At 67.1% G+C, this 21,651-nt stretch carries 7 protein-coding genes; 3 read left to right on the top strand and 4 right to left on the bottom strand.

The window, feature by feature from the left end; all coding sequences use genetic code 11:
• Positions 1 to 158 precede the first annotated feature (158 nt).
• The 3 genes from HUW62_RS48550 to HUW62_RS07350 form a co-directional block, all read right to left on the bottom strand.
• The gene (locus tag HUW62_RS48550) at positions 159 to 857 is read right to left on the bottom strand and encodes a hypothetical protein (protein WP_255203295.1); all 699 of its coding nucleotides are present in this window, start codon (positions 855 to 857) and stop codon (positions 159 to 161) included.
• Between the two features lie 63 nt (positions 858 to 920).
• Positions 921 to 13,058 carry a non-ribosomal peptide synthetase gene (locus HUW62_RS07355; protein ID WP_176433992.1) on the bottom strand — a complete coding sequence of 4,046 codons (12,138 nt, stop codon included), beginning with the start codon at positions 13,056 to 13,058 and terminating at the stop codon, positions 921 to 923.
• 179 nt (positions 13,059 to 13,237) lie between these two features.
• Positions 13,238 to 16,108, bottom strand: a complete 2,871-nt coding sequence (locus HUW62_RS07350; RefSeq protein ID WP_255203294.1) for a hypothetical protein — start codon at positions 16,106 to 16,108, stop codon at positions 13,238 to 13,240.
• A gap of 186 nt (positions 16,109 to 16,294) precedes the next feature.
• On the opposite strand from HUW62_RS07350, the gene HUW62_RS07345 reads away from it, so the two are divergent.
• From HUW62_RS07345 to HUW62_RS07335, 3 genes are all read left to right on the top strand, one after another.
• Positions 16,295 to 17,242 carry a pirin family protein gene (locus HUW62_RS07345; protein ID WP_240356504.1) on the top strand — a complete coding sequence of 316 codons (948 nt, stop codon included), beginning with the start codon at positions 16,295 to 16,297 and terminating at the stop codon, positions 17,240 to 17,242.
• 276 nt (positions 17,243 to 17,518) lie between these two features.
• On the top strand, positions 17,519 to 19,270 hold the full coding sequence (locus tag HUW62_RS07340; RefSeq protein ID WP_163866892.1) for an alpha-keto acid decarboxylase family protein: 1,752 nt from the start codon (positions 17,519 to 17,521) through the stop codon (positions 19,268 to 19,270).
• 456 nt (positions 19,271 to 19,726) lie between these two features.
• Positions 19,727 to 20,002 (top strand): hypothetical protein, encoded by a 276-nt coding sequence (locus tag HUW62_RS07335; RefSeq protein WP_163866893.1) that lies wholly within the window; start codon positions 19,727 to 19,729, stop codon positions 20,000 to 20,002.
• Between the two features lie 87 nt (positions 20,003 to 20,089).
• Here the strand turns inward: HUW62_RS07335 and hutH are convergent, their stop codons facing one another.
• Positions 20,090 to 21,616: a histidine ammonia-lyase gene (hutH, locus tag HUW62_RS07330; protein WP_163866894.1), complete on the bottom strand. Its 1,527-nt coding sequence runs from the start codon at positions 21,614 to 21,616 to the stop codon at positions 20,090 to 20,092.
• Positions 21,617 to 21,651: the final 35 nt, after the last annotated feature.

Here is a 21,651-nt window from a genome sequence, read left to right as displayed (position 1 = left end):
CGGCTCCGGGGGCCAGTTCTGAGAGGGAAAGAATGGCCAGGAGTGGTCGTAACACGCGCTTGGCCGGTCCCTCAACTTCCCGACATTCCTGACGATTTGGGTGTCCGGATACCCGGGGAGCGAGCAGGCCCCCGCTTGGGGCGCCAGTCCCGCGAGGCTCAGAGTCCCTCGCGCAGGTTCTCCTCGGCGATGCGTGTCAGCTCCGTCACGTGCCTGTGGAGCCAGAGGCCGAAGGGCTGGATGGACTTCGCGGGGGTCTGCTCGGGGAGGGCTTGCAGACTCTCGTCGAACGGGACGATGGCGTGCTCGCCCGAAGGAGTCCTCGTGCGTTGGTCGAAGGCGAAGGACCGGCCGATGTGCCATCCGCCGTGGAACACGAAGAGGTTCTTCAGCTCCTTGTTCCCGGTGGCCTTCACGAGCCCGTCGATGTCGTAGGTGTCGTCGGCGATCTCCAGACAGCTCCAGCCACCGCCCACGACGTTGCCGCATGGGAAGGTGGGCAGGCCGCGCTCCACGACGTTGTCCACGAGCCAGGTGACGCTGCCGTACACGCGCTGGAAGTAGTCCCAGCTCGACTCGCTGTTCCTGGGTTTGGGGACCTTCTTTCCGTTCCAGCTCCCGATGCGGTGCTTGTACTGGCGCTTGAAGATGGAGAGCTGTTGGTCGAGGGAGTCCATGCGCTCGGGCTCCTTCTTCACGTCGAGGTGCTCCGCGACGAAGTGTGACTTCGGGTAGCGGTCGTGGAGGTCCTTCAGCATCGCGATGGCCGTGTCGACGGCCTCGTAGGGGTCCTTCGGCTTCGCGAAAGAAGGGCCCTTGGGCGCGGAGGTCTTCTGCGGATGCTTCGAGTCGGGCATGGGCGATTCTTCACACGGGAGGTGGACGGGGTAAATCGATGAGTCCGTTTCCGACGCCGGTGCTCAGGTGCCCGTGGACTTCGGAAGGACCTTCTCTTCAACGCGCCGCATGAAGTCATTCAGGTGTCGAGCCATCACGGAGACATGGGGCGGTTCAACCATCGTCTGGTGATTGCCGGGGATGCCGATGAGCTCCAGTCCACCGCGGACGAGCTGTTGCCAGGGCCGCTCGGGATGGAGAGGGTGCGGTGGGACGTACTCCTGGGCGCGTAAGTAGATGGCGGTGCCCTCGGTAGGCGCAGGCTCGTAGCTGAACAACGCGCGCATGTGCGCCTTCCAGACGGAGAGGAAGACCTGGAGGTCCACGAGCGAGAACGAGTCGGGGACGACGGCGCCGTCGCGGGCGCGGCGCAGCACCTCGAGCATCTGGGCCTGCGGGTCCAGTCCGCGCAGGAGGGAGATGAGCGCCTCGGACGAGTCACCGAAGGTGGCGGCGAGCAGCTCCGCGTCATCCTCGAAGCGCTTGGGGAGCTGGCCAGGCCCTGGGGTGTCGAGGAACACGAGCAGCGAGGGAGGGACTCCCAGGCGTCGCAGGGTCTGCGCCATCTCGTAGACGATGGTGCCGCCCATGGACAGACCCACGAGGTAGTACGGCGGTCGCGGACGCAGTTGGAGCAGGGCATTCAGGTGGACGGAGGCGAGCTGTTCGATGGTCTGGAGCGGTTCGCATTCGCCATTCACGCCCGGAGCCTGGAAGCCGTAGACGGAGCGCTCTGGACCGAGCGCACGCACGAGGTCCTGGTAGCAGAAGACGGTTCCGCCAATCGGGTGCATGCACAGGAGCGGCGGGAGGTCATCGCGTCCCTGCTGGAGCAGCACGATACCATCAGGAAGCGCGGGCGCGGAGTCGAGCACCGTCGTCCCCGAATCACCGGGCGTCAGCTTGCCTTGGACCCAGGTGGCGAGCGCGGCCACGGTGGGACTCTGGAAGAGGACCTGGAGGGGGACCTTGAAGCCGAAGCGCTCGGACAGCTTCGCGACGAGCTGCGCGGCGAGGAGCGAATGGCCACCCAGGTCGAAGAAGCTCGTCGTCACGCTGATGGACTCGCGGCCGAGGACCTGGGACCACAGCGTGCCGATGTCCTCTTCCAGCGGGGTGCGTGGAGCGACGCGCGCGTTCGCGTCATCCCCCGTCGCGGAGGGCCGAGGCAGCGCTCGATGGTTGACCTTGCCGTTCGCCGTGAGCGGCAGTGACGGAAGCACCACGAAGTCCGAGGGCACCATGTGCGAAGGCAGCGTCCCCTGGAGGAAGGCGCGGAGCACCGTGGACGTCAGCTCCAACTCCGTCGCGACGTAACCGACGAGGCGCCTGTCGCCCGGAGTGTCCTCACGAACGAGGACGATGGCGTCACGCACGTCGGGGTGTGCACGCAGCGCCGACTCGACTTCACCCAGTTCGATGCGGAAGCCGCGCAGCTTCACCTGGTTGTCGCGACGGCCGATGAAGTCGAGAGCCCCGTCATGGCGAAGCCGGACGAGGTCACCGGTGCGGTAGAGGCGAGCGCCAGGAATGGTGCTGAAGGGGTGGGGAATGAAGCGCTCCGCGGTGAGGTCGGGCCGGTCCCAGTAGCCCCACGCGAGACCCTCGCCACCGACGAAGAGTTCACCCGTGACGCCCGTGGGGACGGGCTGCAAATGCACGTCGAGGACAAAGGCGGTGCTGTTGGCGATGGGCCTGCCGATGGGGACGGAGTGTTCCTGGTGGAGGAGGACGGGGTGCCAGGAGCTGAACGTGGTGTTCTCAGTGGGCCCGTAGACGTGGAGCAGGTGCTGAGGAGGGCCGAGAGAGAGGACGCGGTTGACGCACGAGGTGTCGGCGTTCTCGCCGCCGAACAGGAGGAAGCGGAGGCGGGAGAAGGCGGAGGGCTCGGAGCGCGAGACGAGGTTGAAGAGAGCGGTGGTCAGGAAGAGGGCGGAGACGCGCTCGTCGAGGAGACGACGGGAGAGGATGCTCGGGTCGATGACGTCATCCTTGTCGAGGATGACGAGGGATGCGCCGTTGAGGAGGGCGCCCCAGATTTCGAAGGTGGAGGCGTCGAAGGCGACGGTGGCCGCCTGGGCGACGCGGTCGTCGTGACCGAGCTGGACGTAATCGGAATCGAGGACGAGACGGAGGACGGCACGGTGGGGAATGCAGACGCCCTTGGGGCGGCCCGTCGAGCCCGAGGTGTATGTGACGTAAGCGAGCTCGTCCGGCCCCATGTCGTGCGTGAGCTGGGGAAGTTCGGCATCGGAGAAGAGGGGCAGCGCGTCGATGCACAGCGGCGCGGTGTCACCATGGGGGACGCGCGCGGACAGTGAGGTCAGCGTGACGATGCGCCGAACCTGTGAGTCGCGAACCATGAAGTCGAGGCGCTCAGCGGGATAGTCCGGGTCGAGCGGGACGTAGGCGCCACCTGCCTTGAGGATGGCGAGCAGCGTGACGATCAGCTCGGGAGAACGAGGCAGGCACACCCCGACCTGTGGATGCGCTCTGTCGACGCCGTGGGCACGGAGGATGCGCGCGAGCTGTGTGGAGCGAGTGTCGAGCTGACCGTAGGAGAGCGAGCTTGAGCCGTGCTGCACGGCGATGGCGTTGGGCCGCAGCGAGGCCTGGATGGCGAAGCACTCGACGATGGACGAGCGGGCCGGATACGGTCGGCGGGTGTCATTCCATTCGACGAGCCACTGACGCCGCTCCTCGGAGGAGATCAGCTCCAGGGAATGGATGGAGGCGTGTGGCGTCTGGACGACCTGCTCCATCAAGCCGCGGAGATGGTCCGCCATGCGAGAGATGGTGGCGGGCGCGAAGAGCGCGGTGGCGAACTCGAAGACACCGTTGAGTCCGTGAGGCGTCTCTTCCAGCGACAGAGTGAGGTCGAACTTGGAGGTGCGTGGGTGCAACTCAAGGGTGTCGACCACGAGGCCCGGGAGATGAAGCTGTCCGGCCGGAGCATTCTGGAGAACGAACATGACCTGGACGAGAGGGCCATGGCTCAAGGAGCGCTCGACGTGGAGCTCCTCGACGAGCTTCTCGAAAGGAAGCTCCTGATGGGAGTAGGCGCCGAGGCAGGCGTCACGGGTGCGAAGGAGGACGTCGAGGAAGGAGGGGTTGCCGGAGAGGCGAGCCGGGAGAGGGAGGGTGTTGACGAAGAATCCGATGAGGGATTCGAGCTGGGGGCGAGTGCGGTTGGCGATGGGAGAGCCGACGAGGAAGTCGAGCTGACCGGAGTAGCGGGAGAGGAGGAGCTGGAAGGAGGAGAGCAGTGCCATGAAGAGGGTGGCACCGTGGAGACGGGAGAAGGAGTCGAGGGAGTCGCGAAGGTGGAGAGGAAGAGAGAAGCGGTGGGTAGAGCCCTCGAAGCGCTGGAGAGAGGGGCGAGGGAAGTCAGTAGGCAGAGAGAGGACGTGAGGGACGCCGTCGAGGAGGCGGGTCCAGAAGTCGAGCTGAGAGGAGAGGGTGTCGCCGGAGAGCCAGGTGCGCTGCCAGGAGGAGAAGTCGGCGTACTGGATGGAGAGCGGGGCCAGGGGAGAAGGAACACCCTGGAGGCGCGAGAGGTACTCGGCGGAGAGTTCCTGGTAGAGGACGCCGAAGGACCAGCCGTCGGAGACGATGTGGTGGAGGTTGAGCAGCAGCAGATGCCGTTGAGGCGCGAGGAGGAAGAGGCGCGCACGGAAGAGAGGCCCGAGGGCGAGGTTGAAGGGCGTCTCGGCGTCGAGCTGGAGAAGGCGAAGGACCTCCTCGTCGGGGCTGGCAGAGGCCGAGAGGTCGACGAGTCCCCAGTCGAAGTCAGGCGAGTCGAAGATGTGCTGAGAGGGCGCGCCATCGCCGGGGAATCGAGTGCGGAGGGCCTCGTGCCGAAGGACGAGCGCGCGGAGGCTGTCATGGAGCGCGGTGACGTCGAGAGCACCCTCCAGCCGGAGCGCGAAGGGCATGTTGTAGACGGCCTGATGCTCATGGAACTGGCTGAGGAACCAGAGGCGTTCCTGTGCGAAGGAGAGCGGCGGCGGCTCGTCCCTGCTCACCGTCGGAATGAGCGAGGTGTTCGGAGCCGCCTGCGCTGACCCAATGCGCTGCTCCACGGCGTGCGCGAAGGACTCGATGGTCGGTGCTTCGAAGAGCATCCGCACGGCCAGCGGAACCCCGAGACGTTCCTGGCTTCGCGAGATGATCTGCGTGGCGAGCAAGGAGTGCCCGCCCAGGTCGAAGAAGTTCGCGGTGACGCTGACCTTGTCGAGCTGAAGCACCGTCGACCAGATGGCTGCGAGCTGCGACTCCAGCTCCGTACGTGGCGCGACGAATGCCTCATCGTCGAGGGGGGCCGCCTCGGGTGCCGGGAGCGCGCGGTGGTCGAGCTTCCCGTTGGGCGTGAGGGGCATCGCCGCCAGGACGATGATCGTCGAGGGAACCATGTGGCTGGGAAGCTGTTGCCCGATGTACTCGCGCAACGCGGGGCCGGTCAGCTCCGTCGCGATATAGGCGACGAGGCGCCTGTCGCCCGGAGCGTCCTCGCGCACCAGGACGACGGCATCTCGCACATCAGGATGAGCCCGGATGGCGGACTCGACTTCGCCCAGCTCGATGCGGAAGCCACGCAGCTTGACCTGGTTGTCGCGGCGGCCGACGAAGTCGAGAGCGCCGTCAGGGCGAAGCCGGACGAGGTCTCCGGTGCGGTACAGGCGCGTGCCGGGAGTCGCGCTGAAGGGATTGGGAATGAAGCGCTCGGCGGTGAGGTCTGCCTTGTTCCAGTAGCCCCAGGCGAGGCCATCGCCACCGACGAAGAGCTCACCGGTGACGCCCATGGGCACGGGCTGCAGGTGCACATCGAGCACATAGGCGGTGCTGTTCGCGATGGGCCTGCCGATGGGGACGGAAAGCTCCTGGTGGCGAAGGGCGGCGTACCACGTGCTGGCGGTGGTGTTTTCGGTGGGACCGTAGCCGTTGACCAGGCGCTGAGGCGGTCCGGAGGAGAGGACGCGGTTGATGCAGGATGGGTCCAGGTTCTCACCGCCAATGAGGACGAAGCGGAGGCGAGAGAAGGCGGAAGGCTCGGAGCGGGAGACGAGGTGGAAGAGCGCCGTGGTGAGGACGAGGGCGGAGATGCGCTCGTCGAGGAGGCGACGGGCGAGGACGGCCGGGTCGATGACGTCATCCTTGTCGAGGATGACGAGAGCGGAGCCGTTGAGGAGGGCGCCCCAGATTTCGAAGGTGGAGGCGTCGAAGGCGACGGTGGCGGCCTGGGCGACGCGGTCATCGGGGCCGAGTTGAACATCGTCGGAGTTGAGGACGAGGCGGAGGACGGCGCGATGAGGGATGCAGACACCCTTGGGGCGGCCCGTCGAACCCGAGGTGTAGAGGATGTGCGCCAGGTCATCGGGCTGGAGGTCGCACTCGAACGGCGTCGTGCTGCTCGCATCCAGCGCTTCGCGAAGCAGGTCAAGACTCAGGAGTCGCCAATCACCCGAAGGCACGCTCTCGCGGAGCGACTCGTGAGTGATGATGGCGACGACCTGTGAGTCGCGAGCCATGAAGTCGAGACGCTCGGAGGGATAGTCCGGGTCGAGCGGGACGTAGGCGCCACCCGCCTTGAGGATGGCGAGCAGCGAGACAATCAGCTCGGGAGAGCGTGGCAGGCAGACCCCGACTTGAGGACGCGCCCTGCCGACTCCGTGAGCACGAAGGGCGCGAGCGAGTTGGTTGGAACGGGCATCCAGCTCACCGTACGAGAGCGAGCTTGAGCCGTGCTGCACTGCGATGGCGTTGGGCCGCAGCGAGGCTTGGGTGGCGAAGCACTCGACGATGGACGAGTGGGACGGATACGGCCGGCCGGTTTCATTCCATTCGACGAGCCACTGACGCCGTTCGTCGGCGGAGAGCAGTTCCAGAGAATGGATGGACGCGTGGGGCGTCCGGACGCTCTGCTCCATCAGCCTGCGAAGGTGGTCCGCCATGCGCGCGACGGTGGCCGGCGTGAAGAGCGCGGTGGCGAATTCGAAAACGCCATGGAGGCCATCCGGGGACTCTTCCAGGGAGAGCGTGAGGTCGAACTTGGAAGTGCGCGGATGAAGTTCGACGTGCTCGACCTGGAGCCCGGGGAAGGACGGCGGTGCACCGGGCGCGTTCTGGAGCACGAACATGACCTGGACGAGAGGGCCATGGCTCAGGGAGCGCTCGACGTGGAGCTCCTCGACGAGCTTCTCGAAGGGAAGCTCCTGATGGGAGTAGGCGCCGAGGCAGGCGTCACGGGTGCGAAGGAGGACGTCGAGGAAGGAAGGGTTGCCGGAGAGGCGAGCCGGGAGAGGGAGTGTGTTGACGAAGAAGCCGATGAGGGATTCGAGCTGGGGGCGGGTGCGGTTGGCGATGGGAGAGCCGACGAGGAAGTCGAGCTGACCGGAGTAGCGGGAGAGGAGGAGTTGGAAGGAGGAGAGCAGTGCCATGAAGAGGGTGGCACCGTGGAGACGGGAGAGGGAGTCGAGGGAATCGCGAAGGTGGAGGGGAAGAGAGAAGCGGTGGGTGGAGCCCTCGAAGCGCTGGAGAGAGGGACGAGGGAAGTCAGTAGGAAGAGAGAGGACGTGAGGGACGCCGTCGAGGAGGCGGGTCCAGAAGTCGAGTTGAGAGGAGAGGGTGTCGCCGGAGAGCCAGGTGCGCTGCCAGGAGGAGAAGTCGGCGTACTGGATGGAGAGCGGGGCCAGGGGAGAAGGAACACCCTGGAGGCGCGAGAGGTACTCGGCGGAGAGTTCCCGGTAGAGGACGCCGAAGGACCAGCCGTCGGAGACGATGTGGTGGAGGTTGAGCAGCAGCAGATGCCGTTGAGGCGCGAGGAGGAAGAGGCGCGCACGGAAGAGCGGCCCGAGGGCGAGGTTGAAGGACGTCTCGGCGTCGAGCTGGAGAAGGCGAAGGACCTCCTCGTCGGGGCTGGCAGAGGCCGAGAGGTCGACGAGTCCCCAGTCGAAGTCAGGCGAGTCGGAGATGTGCTGAGAGGGCGCGCCGTCGCCCGGGAAGCGAGTGCGGAGGGACTCGTGACGAAGGACGAGCGCGCGGAGGCTGTCATGGAGCGCGGTGACGTCGAGAGCGCCCTCCAGCCGGAGCGCGAAGGGCATGTTGTAGACGGCCTGATGCCCGTGGAGTTGGCTGAGGAACCAGAGGCGTTCCTGCGCGAAGGAGAGCGGCGGCGGCGCATCTCTGCCCACAGTCGGAATCAGAGCCAGGTTCGTCTGAACATCGGAGGCGCCTTGGCGCTGCTCGATGACGCGAGCGAGCGACTCGATGGCTGGCGCCTCGAACAGCGCGCGGACTGGAACCAGCGCACCCAGGTGCTCCTGGATGCGAGAGATGACCTGGGTGGCGAGCAGTGAATGTCCGCCGAGGTCGAAGAAGTTCGCGGTGACGCTGACCTGGTCGAGATGAAGCACCGCGGCCCAGATGGCGGCGAGCCGCGACTCCAGCTCCGTGCGTGGCGCGACGAACGAGTCCGTCTCCAGCGGTCCGAACTCAGGCGCTGGCAGGGCGCGGCGATCCACCTTGCCGTTGGGCGTGAGTGGAAGCACGTCGAGGACGACGACCGCCGAGGGCATCATGTAGCTGGGAAGCTGTTGCCGCAGGTGCTCACGCACCAGTGTCCCGGACGTTCGCGTCACGACGTAGGCGACCAGTCGCTTGTCACCCGGCGAGTCCTCACGCACGAGCACGACGGCGTCGCGCACGTCGGGATGGGCACGCAGCGCGCTCTCCACTTCACCCAGCTCGATGCGGAAGCCACGCAGCTTCACCTGCGAGTCGCGGCGACCGATGAAGTCCAGCTCACCCTCCGGACGGAAACGAACGAGGTCGCCCGTGCGATAGAGGCGTGCGCCCGGAGTCGTGCTGAAGGGATGGGGAATGAAGCGCTCGGCGGTGAGGTCGGGCCTGTCCCAATAGCCCCAGGCGAGTCCATCACCGCCGACAAAGAGTTCACCCGCGACGCCTGGGGGAACGGGTTGCAGGTTCGCATCGAGCACATACGCGGTGCTGTTGGAGACGGGCCTCCCGATGGGGACAGACAGCTCGGTGGAGGGCTGAGCCTGATACCAGGTGCTGTACGTCGTGTTCTCAGTGGGGCCGTAGCCGTTCACCAAGGCGCCAGGCGCTCCGTGGTTGAGCACGCGTTGAACAGTCGTCGCATCGGCGGCCTCTCCTCCGAAGATGACCCAGCGCAGCCCCGCGAAGGCGTCAGGGTGCGTGCGCGCGGTGTGGTGGAAGATGGCGGTGGCGACGACCAGCGCGGTGATACGCTCCTCCTTCAGTCGGCGCGCGAAGACGTCAGGCTGGATGACCTCGTCCTTGTCGAGGATGACGAGCGCGGCGCCGTTGAGCAGTGCGCCCCAGATCTCCAAGGTGGAGAGGTCGAACGTCACCGTGGTCACCTGCGCGACCCGATCATCCGGTCCCAGTCGGACGTGGTCCGTGTCCAGCGCCATGCGAACCACGCCCCGGTGTGGAATGCAGACGCCCTTGGGCCGCCCCGTGGAGCCCGACGTGTAGATGACGTGCGCCAGGTCGTCGGCGGTGCTGTCGTCCACCCACGGAGTTGACGCCGAACCCTCCAGTGCATCTCCGAGCCGATCCAGGTTCACCACGTGCCACGGCCCTTCGGGCAGCCGCGCGCTCAGGGCATCGCGGGAGACAATGGCCGCGAGTCGGGCGTCCTGGGCCATGAAGGCCAGTCGCTCCGTGGGGTGCTCGGGGTCGAGCGGGACGTAGGCTCCACCGGCCTTGAGGCTCGCGAGGAACGCGACGATGAGCTCCGGGGACCGAGGAAGGCACACGCCCACCTGTGGATGCCGTCGGTCGACGCCATGTGAACGCAGCACCCGGGCCAGCGCATTGGCCCGTGCATCGAGCTGGGCATAGGTGAGCACGCGCTCACCGTGCCGAATCGCCACGGCTTCGGGCCGCAGCGCCACCTGTGCATCGAAGAGGCGCACGAGAGACGACTCGGACGGGTACGGGCGCGCCGTGTGGTTCCAGTCGATGAGCCACTGGCGTTGCTCGTCGTCGGAGAGGAGCGGCACCTGTCCGCAGGGGCGCTCGGGTGCACGGACGAACGCCTCGACGAGTCGCACGAAGTGCTCCGCCATGCGCTCGATGGTGCGAGGAGCGAACAGCGCGGTGGAGTACTCGATGGAGCCGCGGAGCCCCTCGGGGGTTTCCTCCAGCGCGAGGAACAGCTCGAACCGCGAGGTCCGTGTCTCCAACTCCAGCGGAGCGACCTGAAGCCCGGGGAGCTGAAGCTGTCCACCGGGTGCGTTCTGGAGCGCGAACAGGACCTGGACCAACGGACTGCGTCCAGGCTCACGCTCGACGTGGAGTTCCTCGACGAGCTTCTCGAAAGGAAGCTCCTGATGGGAGTAGGCGCCGAGGCAGGCGTCACGGGTGCGAAGGAGGACGTCGAGGAAGGAAGGGTTGCCGGAGAGGCGAGCCGGGAGAGGGAGGGTGTTGACGAAGAATCCGATGAGGGATTCGAGCTGGGGGCGGGTGCGGTTGGCGATGGGAGAGCCGACGAGGAAGTCGAGCTGACCGGAGTAGCGGGAGAGGAGGAGTTGGAAGGAGGAGAGCAGTGCCATGAAGAGGGTGGCACCGTGGAGACGGGAGAGGGAGTCGAGGGAGTCGCGAAGGTGGAGAGGAAGAGAGAAGCGGTGAGTGGAGCCCTCGAAGCGCTGGAGAGAGGGCCGAGGGAAGTCAGTAGGAAGAGAGAGGACGTGAGGGACGCCGTCGAGGAGACGTGTCCAGAAGTCGAGCTGAGAGGAGAGGGTGTCGCCGGAGAGCCAGGTGCGCTGCCAGGAGGAGAAGTCGGCGTACTGGATGGAGAGCGGGGCCAGGGGAGAAGGAACACTCTGGAGCCGTGAGAGGTATTCGGCGGAGAGTTCCTGGTAGAGGACGCCGAAGGACCAGCCGTCGGAGACGATGTGGTGGAGGTTGAGCAAAAGCAGATGCTCATGCTCCGAGGTCGTCACCAACAGCGCGCGAAAGAGAGGGCCGCGAGCCAGGTCGAACGGCCGTTCCGCCGCCGCACGCAGCAGGGCCTGGGCCTGTTCGAGTGATGTCGCGGTCCTCAGCTCCAGCCTCACAGACACCGACTCAGCCACGTGTTGCACGGGAGCGCCGTCACCCGGGAACGTCGTGCGCAAGGACTCGTGACGGTCGACCAGGGCCTGGAGGCTCTGCTCAAGGGCCGCGATATCGAGTGTCCCTTCCAAGCGGAACGCCATGGGCAGCGAGTACACGGCCGTGTCAGGCATCCACCGGTCCAGGAACCACAGTCGCTGCTGCGCGAACGATGGACTCAGCCGAGCCTCGCCCCGCGCTGGCCGGATGACGTCTTCGGCGAACGCGCTATCGCTCTCCTGGAGACTGGCGCACAGCTCGCGAAGGACGGGCCTGTCGAAGAGGGCGCGCAGCGGAAGGTGGAGGCGGGTCACCTCGCGCATCCGGGTGATGACCTGCGTGGCGAGCAGTGAGTGGCCCCCCAGGTCGAAGAAGTTCGCGGTGGCGCTCACCGCTCCCACGCCCAGCACCTCCTCCCAGATGCGCGCGACCGCTGTCTCCAGGGCCGACTCCGGTGCGACGAAGTCCTCGGAGCGCGACTGGGGCGCGGGCAGCAACGCGCGGTCCACCTTGCCGTTGGGCGTGAGTGGCAGTGCGTCCATCACCACGATGGCGGCCGGCACCATGTGATGGGGGAGCAGGCGCTGCAGGTGTTCGCGCAGCTCGATGGAGGTCGCTCGCGCGACGACGTACGCGACCAACCTCCGGTCTCCCGGCGAGTCCTCGCGCACGAGCGCGAGGGTCTCCAACACCGAGGGATGCTGGCGCAGCGCGCTCTCCACTTCCCCCAACTCGATGCGGAAGCCTCGGAGCTTCACCTGATGGTCGCGACGGCCGATGAACGCGATGGCGCCATCGGCGCGCTCCCGCACCAGGTCTCCGGTGCGATACATGCGGCCACCGGGCGTCTCGCTCCACGGGTCCGGCAGGAAGCACTCACCCGTCAGGTCCGCGCGCTCCCAATAGCCCCACGCGAGGCCCTGGCCGCCCGTGTACAGCTCGCCCACCGCTCCCGTGGGAACAGGCCGCATCGCCTCGTCCAGCACATACATCCGCGTCCCGGAGATGGCGCGGCCGATGGCGACGGCCGTGGTGTCCTCCGCCTCCAGTGCTCCTCGCATGGGATGGAAGCTGGTGAAGGTCGTGTTCTCGGTGGGGCCGTAGAAGTTGACGAAGCGAACGTGCGGAAGCTGCTCCAGCGCCTTGCGCGCATGGGGCACGGAGAGGACCTCGCCTCCCGTGAGCAGCTCGCGCACGCGGCCCATTCCGGGCAGGCCCAACTCGACGAGCTGATGGAAGAGGCCCGTCGTCACCCACACCACCGTCACGCCCTGGGCTTCCAGGAAGGGCCCCAGTTCGTCGAGCCCCGCCGCGCCCTGGGTGAACACCGCGAGCCTCGCGCCGTTGAGAAGCGAGCCCCAGATTTCGAACGTCGACGCGTCGAAGGCCACGGGCGCGAGCTGGAGCAGTACGTCGTCGGGGCCCACGTCCACGTAGTTGGCGCCCAGCACCAGTCGCAGCACGCCCCGGTGGGGAACACAGACGCCCTTGGGCTTGCCCGTGGAGCCCGATGTGAAGACGACATAGGCCAGGTCGTCCGGGCAGACCGCTCGCGAGGGTGGATGCGAAGGAAGCGCGTCCAGCTCCGCTTCCATCACATCCAGGCTCAGCGTGGGCGCACCGTCCGTGGGCAGTCGGGAGCGCAGGCGTGTCTGGGTGACGATGACGTGGACGCCCGCGTCCTCCGCCATCAGTTGCAGTCGCTCGGACGGATAGTCTGGATCCAGCGGAACGTAGGCACCGCCCGCCTTGAGAATGGCCACAAGGGTGACGAGCAGGTCCGCGGAGCGAGGCAGACAGACACCCACCCGCGGATGCTCCCGGCCGACGCCCATGGCTCGCAAACGCCACGCGAGCTGATTCGCCCGCGCGTCGAGCTGCTCATACGTCAAGCACACGCCGTCGCTGCTGACCGCGACGGCGTGTGGACGCAGCGCCACCTGGGCTTCGAATGCATCCGCGATGCTGGAAGGAAAAGAAGCCGGAGAGGGAGCCGACAAGGAGGGGGTGTCGAGCATGTCAACGCGTCGCCCTCACAGGATGAGGAAGCGACACGGCTGCCGCGCGGGGGCACGGCAGCCGATGAGACGGGGCGGAACGCGTGAGGCATATCTAGGAGGCTTGCCTAGACATGGCAAGATTGGCTGGACCTCCCCGCCCTGATGAGGCGGATCCCCATGAGCTGTGTTTCAGTTGATTACGGGTGACTCGCCGGGTTCGCTGGATTCGTGCCTGCCGCCCGCTCGTCACCATCGAGGAAGCCGTCGAGGTCCCGGTCGATGCCGATGCGCGTCCCCGAGCCCTGGGGCACGCACGTGTACGTCAGCACGCCGTTGCTCGCGGTGACGGCCGCGCGGAGGTTCGCATCCGACACGCCTGGCACACCGTGTCGGTCGACGATGAACTGACCTCCTCCCACGTAGAGGAAGCCCGCATCGTGCGGGCCAACCCGGCCCTTGGCCACCAGCTCGCACTCACCCGCGTTCGCTCGCGCCACCAGCAGGTTGATGCGCGGTGCCACCACGCTGGCCCGAGCGGCCGTCAGCGTCACCTGCTGCCCGACGATGGGCGCCAGGTTGCTGTCGAAGACGAACATGAACTGCTCCATGTTCCGCTTCGCGGCGATTCCCTCGGGCGTGTCGGGGATGCCCACCGCGTTGAAGATGGGGTGGAAGTCGAAGCCGCTGTTGAAGGCGAAGAGGGTGGGCACGGTGCCGTCACTGTTGAAGCCGAAGCCGCGCACCTGGTCCCCGAGGAATGGGTCCACGGGCAGGTTGCCGGTGGCGAAGGGCGCGCCGAACATTCCGACCTTCTGGTACAGGTTGCGCATGTGCGGCACCTTGGGGAACTGCGGCACCACGTCGAACGAGGACCGTCCGTCCGTGCCGAAGAAGCCCTTGAAGACGCCTTCGCCAGGGTTCGCGTTGGGGTCGAGCGTGTGGCACGAGCCGCAGGGCCCGTGGAAGAACGTCGTCGTGTTCAGGAAGAAGTCCCGGCCCGCCTGCTGCGAGGGCGTGAGGGAGTTGTCCAGCTTGCGGATGGGGTTGGGCGGATAGACGACCTGCAGCGCGAAGTCGGTGAACTTCTGGAGCTGCTGGGGCGTGAGCTGCGAGCTGCGTCCCAAGAGGTCCATGAAGGCCGGGTTGAACTGCTTGAAGGCCGCCGACTCGTTGAACGTGCCGCTGTTGGGCTGGGCGTTCGCCGCGCTGTCGCCGCCGTTGCGATCTCCTCGCCAGTGCATGGGGCCGTGGTTGGCCATGCCCCGGAGGCTCTGCGTCGCCATGGGGCCCTTCAGCGGGTGGAAGGCCGTGCTCTGACCGAACGTCGGATCACTCCCGAACTCGGGCATGATGGGGACCACGGGAATGGGGTTGCTCTTCACCGCGCCGTCCGGGTTGCCCAGGTCCCAGGCCAGGCTGTCGAAGTCGCCGAAGATGTGGCAACTGGCGCAGGACGAGTCACCGTGGCTGGAGCTGTTGCGCGCGTCGTAGAGGAACGGACGGCCCTCCACCACGCTCGCGGGCTCCGGGTTGTACATGGGCTGGTGGGCAATCTCCTGGCGCGTCGTCGTGTTGATGACGGAGATGGCGTTGTCGAAGCGGGTGAGCACGTAGAGCCGCCGCCGCGACTCGTCCAGCACCAGGCCCGTGGGCCCGCCGCCGGTGAGCTGAATCTGATTCGAAGCGCTCGGCACGAACGTATCCGCCTCCAGCGCGGCGGTGGAGTAGACGCCCAGCTTCGAGGAGCCGAAGGCCGCGACGAACAGCGTGGCGCCGTCGGACGTCACCGCCATGCCCAGCGGCTGCGCCAGGCTCTTCTCGCTCTCCGGATTGGGCGTGGGCGCGCAGCAGGTGCCGTAGTCGATGTGCTTGTTGAGGTGGCGCGGCGTGACGCTGGTGGGGCCGAGCACGGTGATGCGGCTCTCGTGGATGTGGCCGCGCAGCGTGGTGTTGGCGAACGAGCCGGGGCCCTCGAAGCGCAGGTCATTCCGGGCCTCGGTGTTGCTGACGTACACCTTCCCGTTGGCCGGGTTGACCACCATGTTGAACAGGATGGTGCCCACGCCCGCGTAGACGCTCCCGCCGCCGGTGAGCGGCGCGGGTGGGTTGGAGGTGGCGTCGATGGTGAAGACGTCCTTGTCCGGCAGCGAGAGGCGGACCTGCGACGTCCACGAGCGGTTCAGCACGTCCACCCAGTCCTGCCCGTTGTACTTGACGAGGACGGAGACCTCCGGGGCGGGGACTCCCGCGAAGTTGGTGTTGGGGCCCGGAACGCCGCCCGCGGCCTCGCCACCGTTGGGTACGGCCAGCTCGTGCAGCACCGTGGTGCGATTGCCCGAGTGGAAGGCCGCCGCGTACACCCGCGAGCCGTCGGGCGTCGTCGCGAGGGCCCGGGGCGTGTCCGCGAACAGCGACAGGATGGTGAGCGGCGTGCCGCCCAGCGAGCTGCCCAATTGCTCCGAGTCGAAGACCCAGACGTCGGCCCGGCCCACGCCCGGCGTGGTGAGCTGGGGGTCGAACGGCGCGTTCTGTCCGCGATGCGCCGCGGTGATGAACGCGCGCCGACGGCCCTGGCCCGCGAAGACCAGGTCCCTGGGCTCGTCACCCACGAGCAGCGTGCGAGTCACGATGCCGCCCTGGCCCTCCGCGTCCACGCGCACGATGCTGACGCTGTCGGACAGATGGTTGACGACCCAGACCTCGTCGTTCGTCCTCGCGGCGACCGCCACGGGCTCCAGGCCCACGGGCACCGAGCCCCGGTGGCTGATCCCGCTGTTGCCGATGCGGAAGATCTCCAGCCGGTTGTCCGGCGTGTTGGCTGCGAACAGCAACCTGCCATCGGGGGAGAGGGCCAGGGGGCGCACCTGTCCGCTCTCGAAGAGGGTGAAGGGCGCCGCGGACGCTTCGCGGCCCGCCAGGACTCCAGCCAGTAGCAAGGTCAGGACAACGCATCTCACCGCAGCAGCTCGAACAGCCGTGCACGAGGCTTTCACAACGTCCTCCAGGGGATTGGGACAGTTCCCTCCTCCCGTCGAGGGAGTGACGGAAAGAAGGGAATGCGGAATCATCCGTGGATACGGTGTTAGCCGTAAATGCTGGCATCTCCTTTTCTGGAAATGCCAGTCGTGATGAGGGGCTGAGCTTGACAACGCCTTTCTTCCGGCCTGAAGGGAAGCAGGGCGCATGGAGCTGGAGAGTCTGGGCCTGCCCATGGCATTTGCCGACGCGTCGTATTTTTACAGGAGTGTGTACGGATGGCCTGGAAGATGCCCGAGGAACCCTATGTAGACGCGGAGCCTGGCTCCGCGCTGGAGACCGTCATCGTTCCGCGCACGCGGGACCTGGGGGATGGCTTCGAGGTGCGCCGGGCGCTGCCGTCGTCGCGGCGGCGGATGGTGGGCCCGTTCATCTTCCTGGACCAGATGGGCCCTTCCGTGCTCCAGGCGGGCAAGGGGCTCGACGTGCGCCCCCATCCGCACATCGGTCTGGCGACGGTGACGTATCTGTTCGACGGAGAGGTCCTGCACCGGGACTCGCTGGGCGTGGTGCAGACCATTCGTCCTGGCGCGGTGAACTGGATGGTGGCGGGGCGCGGCATCGTCCATTCGGAGCGCACGCCGCCGGACGCGCGCGTGAAGGCGAACCGGTTGTTCGGCATCCAGTTCTGGGTGGCGCTGCCCGGCTCGCATGAAGAAGTCGCTCCGTCCTTCGAGCACACGCCCGCGGAGGCGCTGCCCGTCATCAAGGACCATGGCCTGGAGCTGCGGCTCATCGCCGGGGAGCTGTTCGGGGAGAAGTCACCGGCGCGCACCCAGTCGCCGCTGTTCTACGCGGATGTGAAGCTCGCCGTGGGCGCCCGGCTGCCCGTGCCCACCGTGCACGAGGAGCGTGGCCTGTTCATCGCGGAGGGCCAGGTGGAGGTCGGCGGGGAGAGCTTCGGCCCAGGTCAGCTCCTGGTGCTGCGTCCGGGCGCGGAAGTCGTCGCCCGGGGCGGCGGGGCCGCGCAATCCCGCCTGTTGCTCTTTGGCGGCGAGCCCATGGATGCGCCTCGGCACATCTGGTGGAACTTCGTCTCCAGCTCGAAGGAGCGCATCGAGCAGGCCAAGGAAGACTGGAAGGCGGGGCGCATCGGCCAGGTCCCCGGTGAGACGGAGTTCATTCCGCTCCCCGAGCCCGAGCCGAACGTGCCCCGCTATCCCTGACACGCCCGCAGGTGAGGTGAGACAGCCCCGCAGAAGGCCCGTCTGCGGGGTGTGTCTGTGATTGCCCGAGGCGCCCAATCACTTGTACGAAGGTGCTATCGCTCGAGCACGTGTCGCTCGGATTGATGGGAAGCTGACGGGCGGGGGAGGGCAGGGGTTCCCCGGATTGAGTCGTCGGGATTTTTCATGCAATTCCTTTCGTATCAATCCAGGGCGTCTGGGGATGCCCGGCTGTATCCGCTGTGCGGGGAAGGAATTGCCGTGAGTCATGTTTTCATGAAGTCGAGTGGAGCGTCGGTCTCCGTCGGAGACTATCTGCTGTTCCGCCTGTGCGAGCTGGGCATCCGTCATGTCTTCGGGGTGCCGGGGGACTTCAACCTGGGTGTGCTGGAGCAGTTGCTCAAGCATCCGGAGCTGCGGTGGGTGGGGTGCTGCAACGAGCTCAATGCCGCCTACGCCGCGGATGGGTATGCCCGCATGAGAGGGGCTGCCGCGCTGCTCACCGCGTATGGCGTGGGGGAGCTGAGCACCGTCAATGGCATCGCGGGCGCATATGCGGAGCGCGTGCCGGTGGTGGCCATCACCGGGGCGCCGCCGCTGTCCCATCTCCAGAAGCGCTCGGCGCTCCACCACAGCCTGGGGGATGGGGACTTCGGCAACACGCTGGCGAGCATGGCGCCCTTCACCGTGGCGCATGCGGTGCTGACGCAGGCGAATGCGCCCCATGAGATAGATCGGGTGCTACGCACGTGCCTCCGGGAGCGGCGGCCCGTGTATCTCCAGCTCCCCACCGACGTGACGTTCCAGCACGTCCCCGCGCCCGAGGGACGGCTGGTGCGGGAGGAGCCTCGGAGTGATCCGGACAGTCTCCGGCTGCTCCTGGCGGAGCTGGTGCCCAGGTTGCGAGGTGCCCGTCGCTGCGCGCTGCTGGTGGACAGCGACATCCAGCGCTTTGGCCTCGCGCCGAAGGTGCTCGCGTTGGCGGAGGCCGCCAGTCTTCCCATCGCCCTGCTCAGCTCCGCGCGGGGCCTGGTGGACGAGGGACATCCGGCGTTCCTCGGCTTCTATGGCGGGCGTCTGGCGGACCCATACGTGCGGGACTGGGTGGACGGCGCCGACTGCGTGGTGGGGCTGGGCGCGCGCTTCACGGACCTGAACACGAACTCGTTTACGCTTCGCCTGGAGCCGTCGCGACTGGTGGACCTTCAGCTCTCCAGCGCCGCGCTCGGGCAGGGCACCCAGGGCGTGCCGCCCTCGCTGTATAGCGGCCTGGTGTTGAGCGAGGTGCTGGAGGCGCTGAAGGAGGCGCTGGGCGAACGGAGGGCCCAGGACTTTGTTCCGCGCTCGGCGCGGTTGCGAGCCATGGCGGCGGCCCGGGCGCCGGTGCCCATCACCAAGGCCGGGACGTCGCTCACGCACTCGCAGCTCTGGCCCGCGCTGGCGGGGTTGCTGGAGCCGGAGGATGTCCTGCTCGTCGAGGCGGGCAGCCCCATGGTGGGCTTCGCGTCCGCGCAGCTGCCCCGAGGCGTGAGCTGGGTGGCCCAGCCGCTGTGGTGCTCCATCGGCTACACACTTCCGGCGGTGCTGGGGACCAGTCTGGCGACGGTCCCGGAGCGGCGCCACCTGCTCTTCATCGGAGACGGCTCCTTCCTCATGACGGCGCAGGAGCTGTCCACGCTGCTTCACCTGAAGCTCAAGCCCCTCGTGTTCCTCATCAACAACGCGGGCTACACCATCGAACGACTCATCATGGGGCCGGAGTCCGTCTACAACGACATCCCCCGGTGGAACTACCCGGCCGTCTGCGATGCCCTGGGCGTGCCGGGGCAGTCGTTGACCTTGCTCATCGAGAAGCCGGAGCAGCTTGGGCCCGTGCTGGCCGAAGCGGTGCGGGCCCAGCGTGACGGACGATTGGTGTTCGTGGAGGTTCGACTGGCTCCACTGGATGCCCCCGCTGGGATGGCCCAGATGGGAGCCTCCGTCTTTTCTTTGTCATACCGGGAGGACAGCGGACTGCCTCGTTTCTGACGCCCTGCTTCATCCCCTCTCAGGAATGGTGGAATGGGTAAATCAATCTCAGTGTGCTAACCTGGGAAGGCCGTGCAACCCATAGGCAGTCCCTGGAGGCATGAATGCAGGCTGGAAATTTCGTCAGCGGTGCGTTGCTTGCAGTGGGGTTGATGTTGGTTGGTTGCGGTGGTCCCACGGTGGAAGACACTGGGGCACAGGACCTGACCTCGCGTGAGGCCCTGGTTCCCAACTGTTCAGACACCACCGAGGGGTTCATCTCCTACTCCAACGCTCAGTACACGCAGATCGTGGGATACAGCGGCTGCGGTTGCGGGCGTTGGACGAGATGGGGCCAGTCGACCCAGTACTCCATCGTTACGGATCTGTGTGTCCCGCCGCAGACTCCCGAGGCCTGAATGGGCAGACGTCGTCTGGAAGAGTCGTACAACCCATAGGCAGTCCCTGGAGGCATGAATGCAGGCTGGAAGATTCATCAGCGGTGCGTTGCTCGCGGTGGGGTTGATGCTGGCTGGCTGCGGTGGCCCCGTGGTGGAGGACACCGAGGCACAAGATCTCACCTCGCGAGAGGACTCCATCCCCAACTGCGATGGGGTGTACTACGAGCACACGTATTACAGCGACGCGACGTACACCACGATCGTGGGCACGCGGGACTGTGACTGTCTCAACTGGGCGACCTGGGGTCGGACTACGGCGTTCCGCCAGTCCTACTTCGGGACCTGTCGGTAGCACGCGCTCCGCGTCACGTTGAATGAAGACGGCCCGCCCCGGAGTACTCCCGGGAGCGGGCCGTCGCACTTCAGTCAGGCATTGTGCTCAGGCGGTGGCGGAGCGCACGGCCGCGAGCAGCTCGCCAGAGTCGACCAACTGGCTGACCGCCTCGATGTCCTTATGCAGCTCCCGGTCCCTGTCCATGTGCGGCACCTTCGTGCGGATGAGCTCGTAGGCCGCCAGCGCGCCCTTGCCGGGCTTCCCAGGCAGGCGGAAGTCAAGGGCCTGCGCGGCGACCAGCAACTCGATGGCCAGACACGAGCGGGTGAAGTCACTCACCTGCCGACCCTTGAGCGCCGCCGTCATGCCCATGGACACGTGGTCCTCGCGGCCCGCCGAGGACGGAATCGAGTCCACCGACGCGGGGTGGCTGAGCACGCGCGACTCGGCCACCAGCGCCGCGCTCGTCACCTGGGCAATCATGAAGCCCGAGTTGAGCCCGGAGTTCTTCGCCAGGAACGCGGGCAGACCCGACAGCGACGGGTTCACCAACTGCTCCACGCGCCGCTCGCTGATGGAGGACAGCTGCGTGAGCGCCATCGCCACCACGTCCATCGCCAACGAGATGGGCTGGCCGTGGAAGTTGCCGCCGGAGACGATGCGCTCGGTCTCCGTGAAGACGAGCGGGTTGTCCGTGGCGCTGTTGACCTCCACCTCGAGGATGCGCCGGGCGAAGGACAGGCCCTCGCGCGCCGAGCCGTGCACCTGGGGCATGCAGCGCAGCGAGTAGGGGTCCTGCACCTTGCTGCAGTTGACGTGCGTCTCCACCAGCTCGCTGTTGACCAGGATGCGCCGCAGGTGCGCCGCACAGGCCTTCTGGCCCGGATGGGCCCGCACGTCGTGAATCTCCGGGATGAACGGCTTGTGGCTGCCGAGCAGACCTTCCAGCGTCATCGCGCCCGCGACGTCGGCCAGCTCCGCGAGGGACTCGGCGCGAAGCTGCAGGAGGGTGCCCACCGCGCACATGGCCTGGGTGCCGTTCACCAGCGCCAGGCCCTCCTTGGCCTCCAGGACGACGGGCTGGAGGCCGGCCATCTCCAGCGCCTTGCGCGCGGGCAGCCGCTGCCCCTGGTGGAAGGCCTCGCCCTCGCCGATGAAGACGAGCGCCAGGTGCGCCAGCGGGGCCAGGTCACCGGAGGCGCCCACGCTGCCGCGCTCGGGGACGACGGGGATGACGCCCCGGTTGAGCATCTCCAGTGCCAGCGTCAGTGTCTCCGAGCGGATGCCGGAGTATCCCTTCGCCAGCACGTTGCAGCGCAGCAGCAGCAGCGCGCGGGCCTCGGGGAGGGGCAGGGGCGTGCCGACGCCGCAGGCGTGGGAGAGGATGAGGTTGCGCTGGAGGTCGCGCAGGTCCTTCTTGTCGATGCGGACCTCGGCGAGGGTGCCGAAGCCGGTGTTGATGCCGTAGGAGGGCGTGTCTCCGGCGGCGACCCGGTCCACGAGCGCGCGGGCGGCTCGGACTCGGGTGGCGGCCTCGGGGGCCAGCTCCACGGTGACCTCGTTCCGAGCGACCTGGAGAATCTGCTCCAGCGTCAGGGTGTCTCCGTCGATGAGGATGCGGGGGCGCGACATTGGGGCTCCAACAAGGGGTGGCGGATTCAGGAGTC

The sequence above is a fragment of the Myxococcus sp. AM011 genome (genome assembly GCF_013372595.1).
Taxonomy (GTDB): domain Bacteria; phylum Myxococcota; class Myxococcia; order Myxococcales; family Myxococcaceae; genus Myxococcus; species Myxococcus eversor.
Note: the sequence above shows the minus strand (reverse complement) of the source record. Positions and strands in the feature narration are given on the sequence as shown.

What these genes read in the sequence shown, in the direction of transcription:
- HUW62_RS48550 (WP_255203295.1), bottom strand. Translation starts at nt 857, where the DNA reads ATGCCCGACTCGAAGCATCCGCAGAAGACCTCCGCGCCCAAGGGCCCT.
- HUW62_RS07355 (WP_176433992.1), bottom strand. Translation starts at nt 13,058, where the DNA reads ATGCTCGACACCCCCTCCTTGTCGGCTCCCTCTCCGGCTTCTTTTCCT.
- HUW62_RS07350 (WP_255203294.1), bottom strand. Translation starts at nt 16,108, where the DNA reads ATGATTCCGCATTCCCTTCTTTCCGTCACTCCCTCGACGGGAGGAGGG.
- HUW62_RS07345 (WP_240356504.1), top strand. Translation starts at nt 16,295, where the DNA reads ATGGCCTGGAAGATGCCCGAGGAACCCTATGTAGACGCGGAGCCTGGC.
- HUW62_RS07340 (WP_163866892.1), top strand. Translation starts at nt 17,519, where the DNA reads ATGAAGTCGAGTGGAGCGTCGGTCTCCGTCGGAGACTATCTGCTGTTC.
- HUW62_RS07335 (WP_163866893.1), top strand. Translation starts at nt 19,727, where the DNA reads ATGCAGGCTGGAAGATTCATCAGCGGTGCGTTGCTCGCGGTGGGGTTG.
- hutH (WP_163866894.1), bottom strand. Translation starts at nt 21,616, where the DNA reads ATGTCGCGCCCCCGCATCCTCATCGACGGAGACACCCTGACGCTGGAG.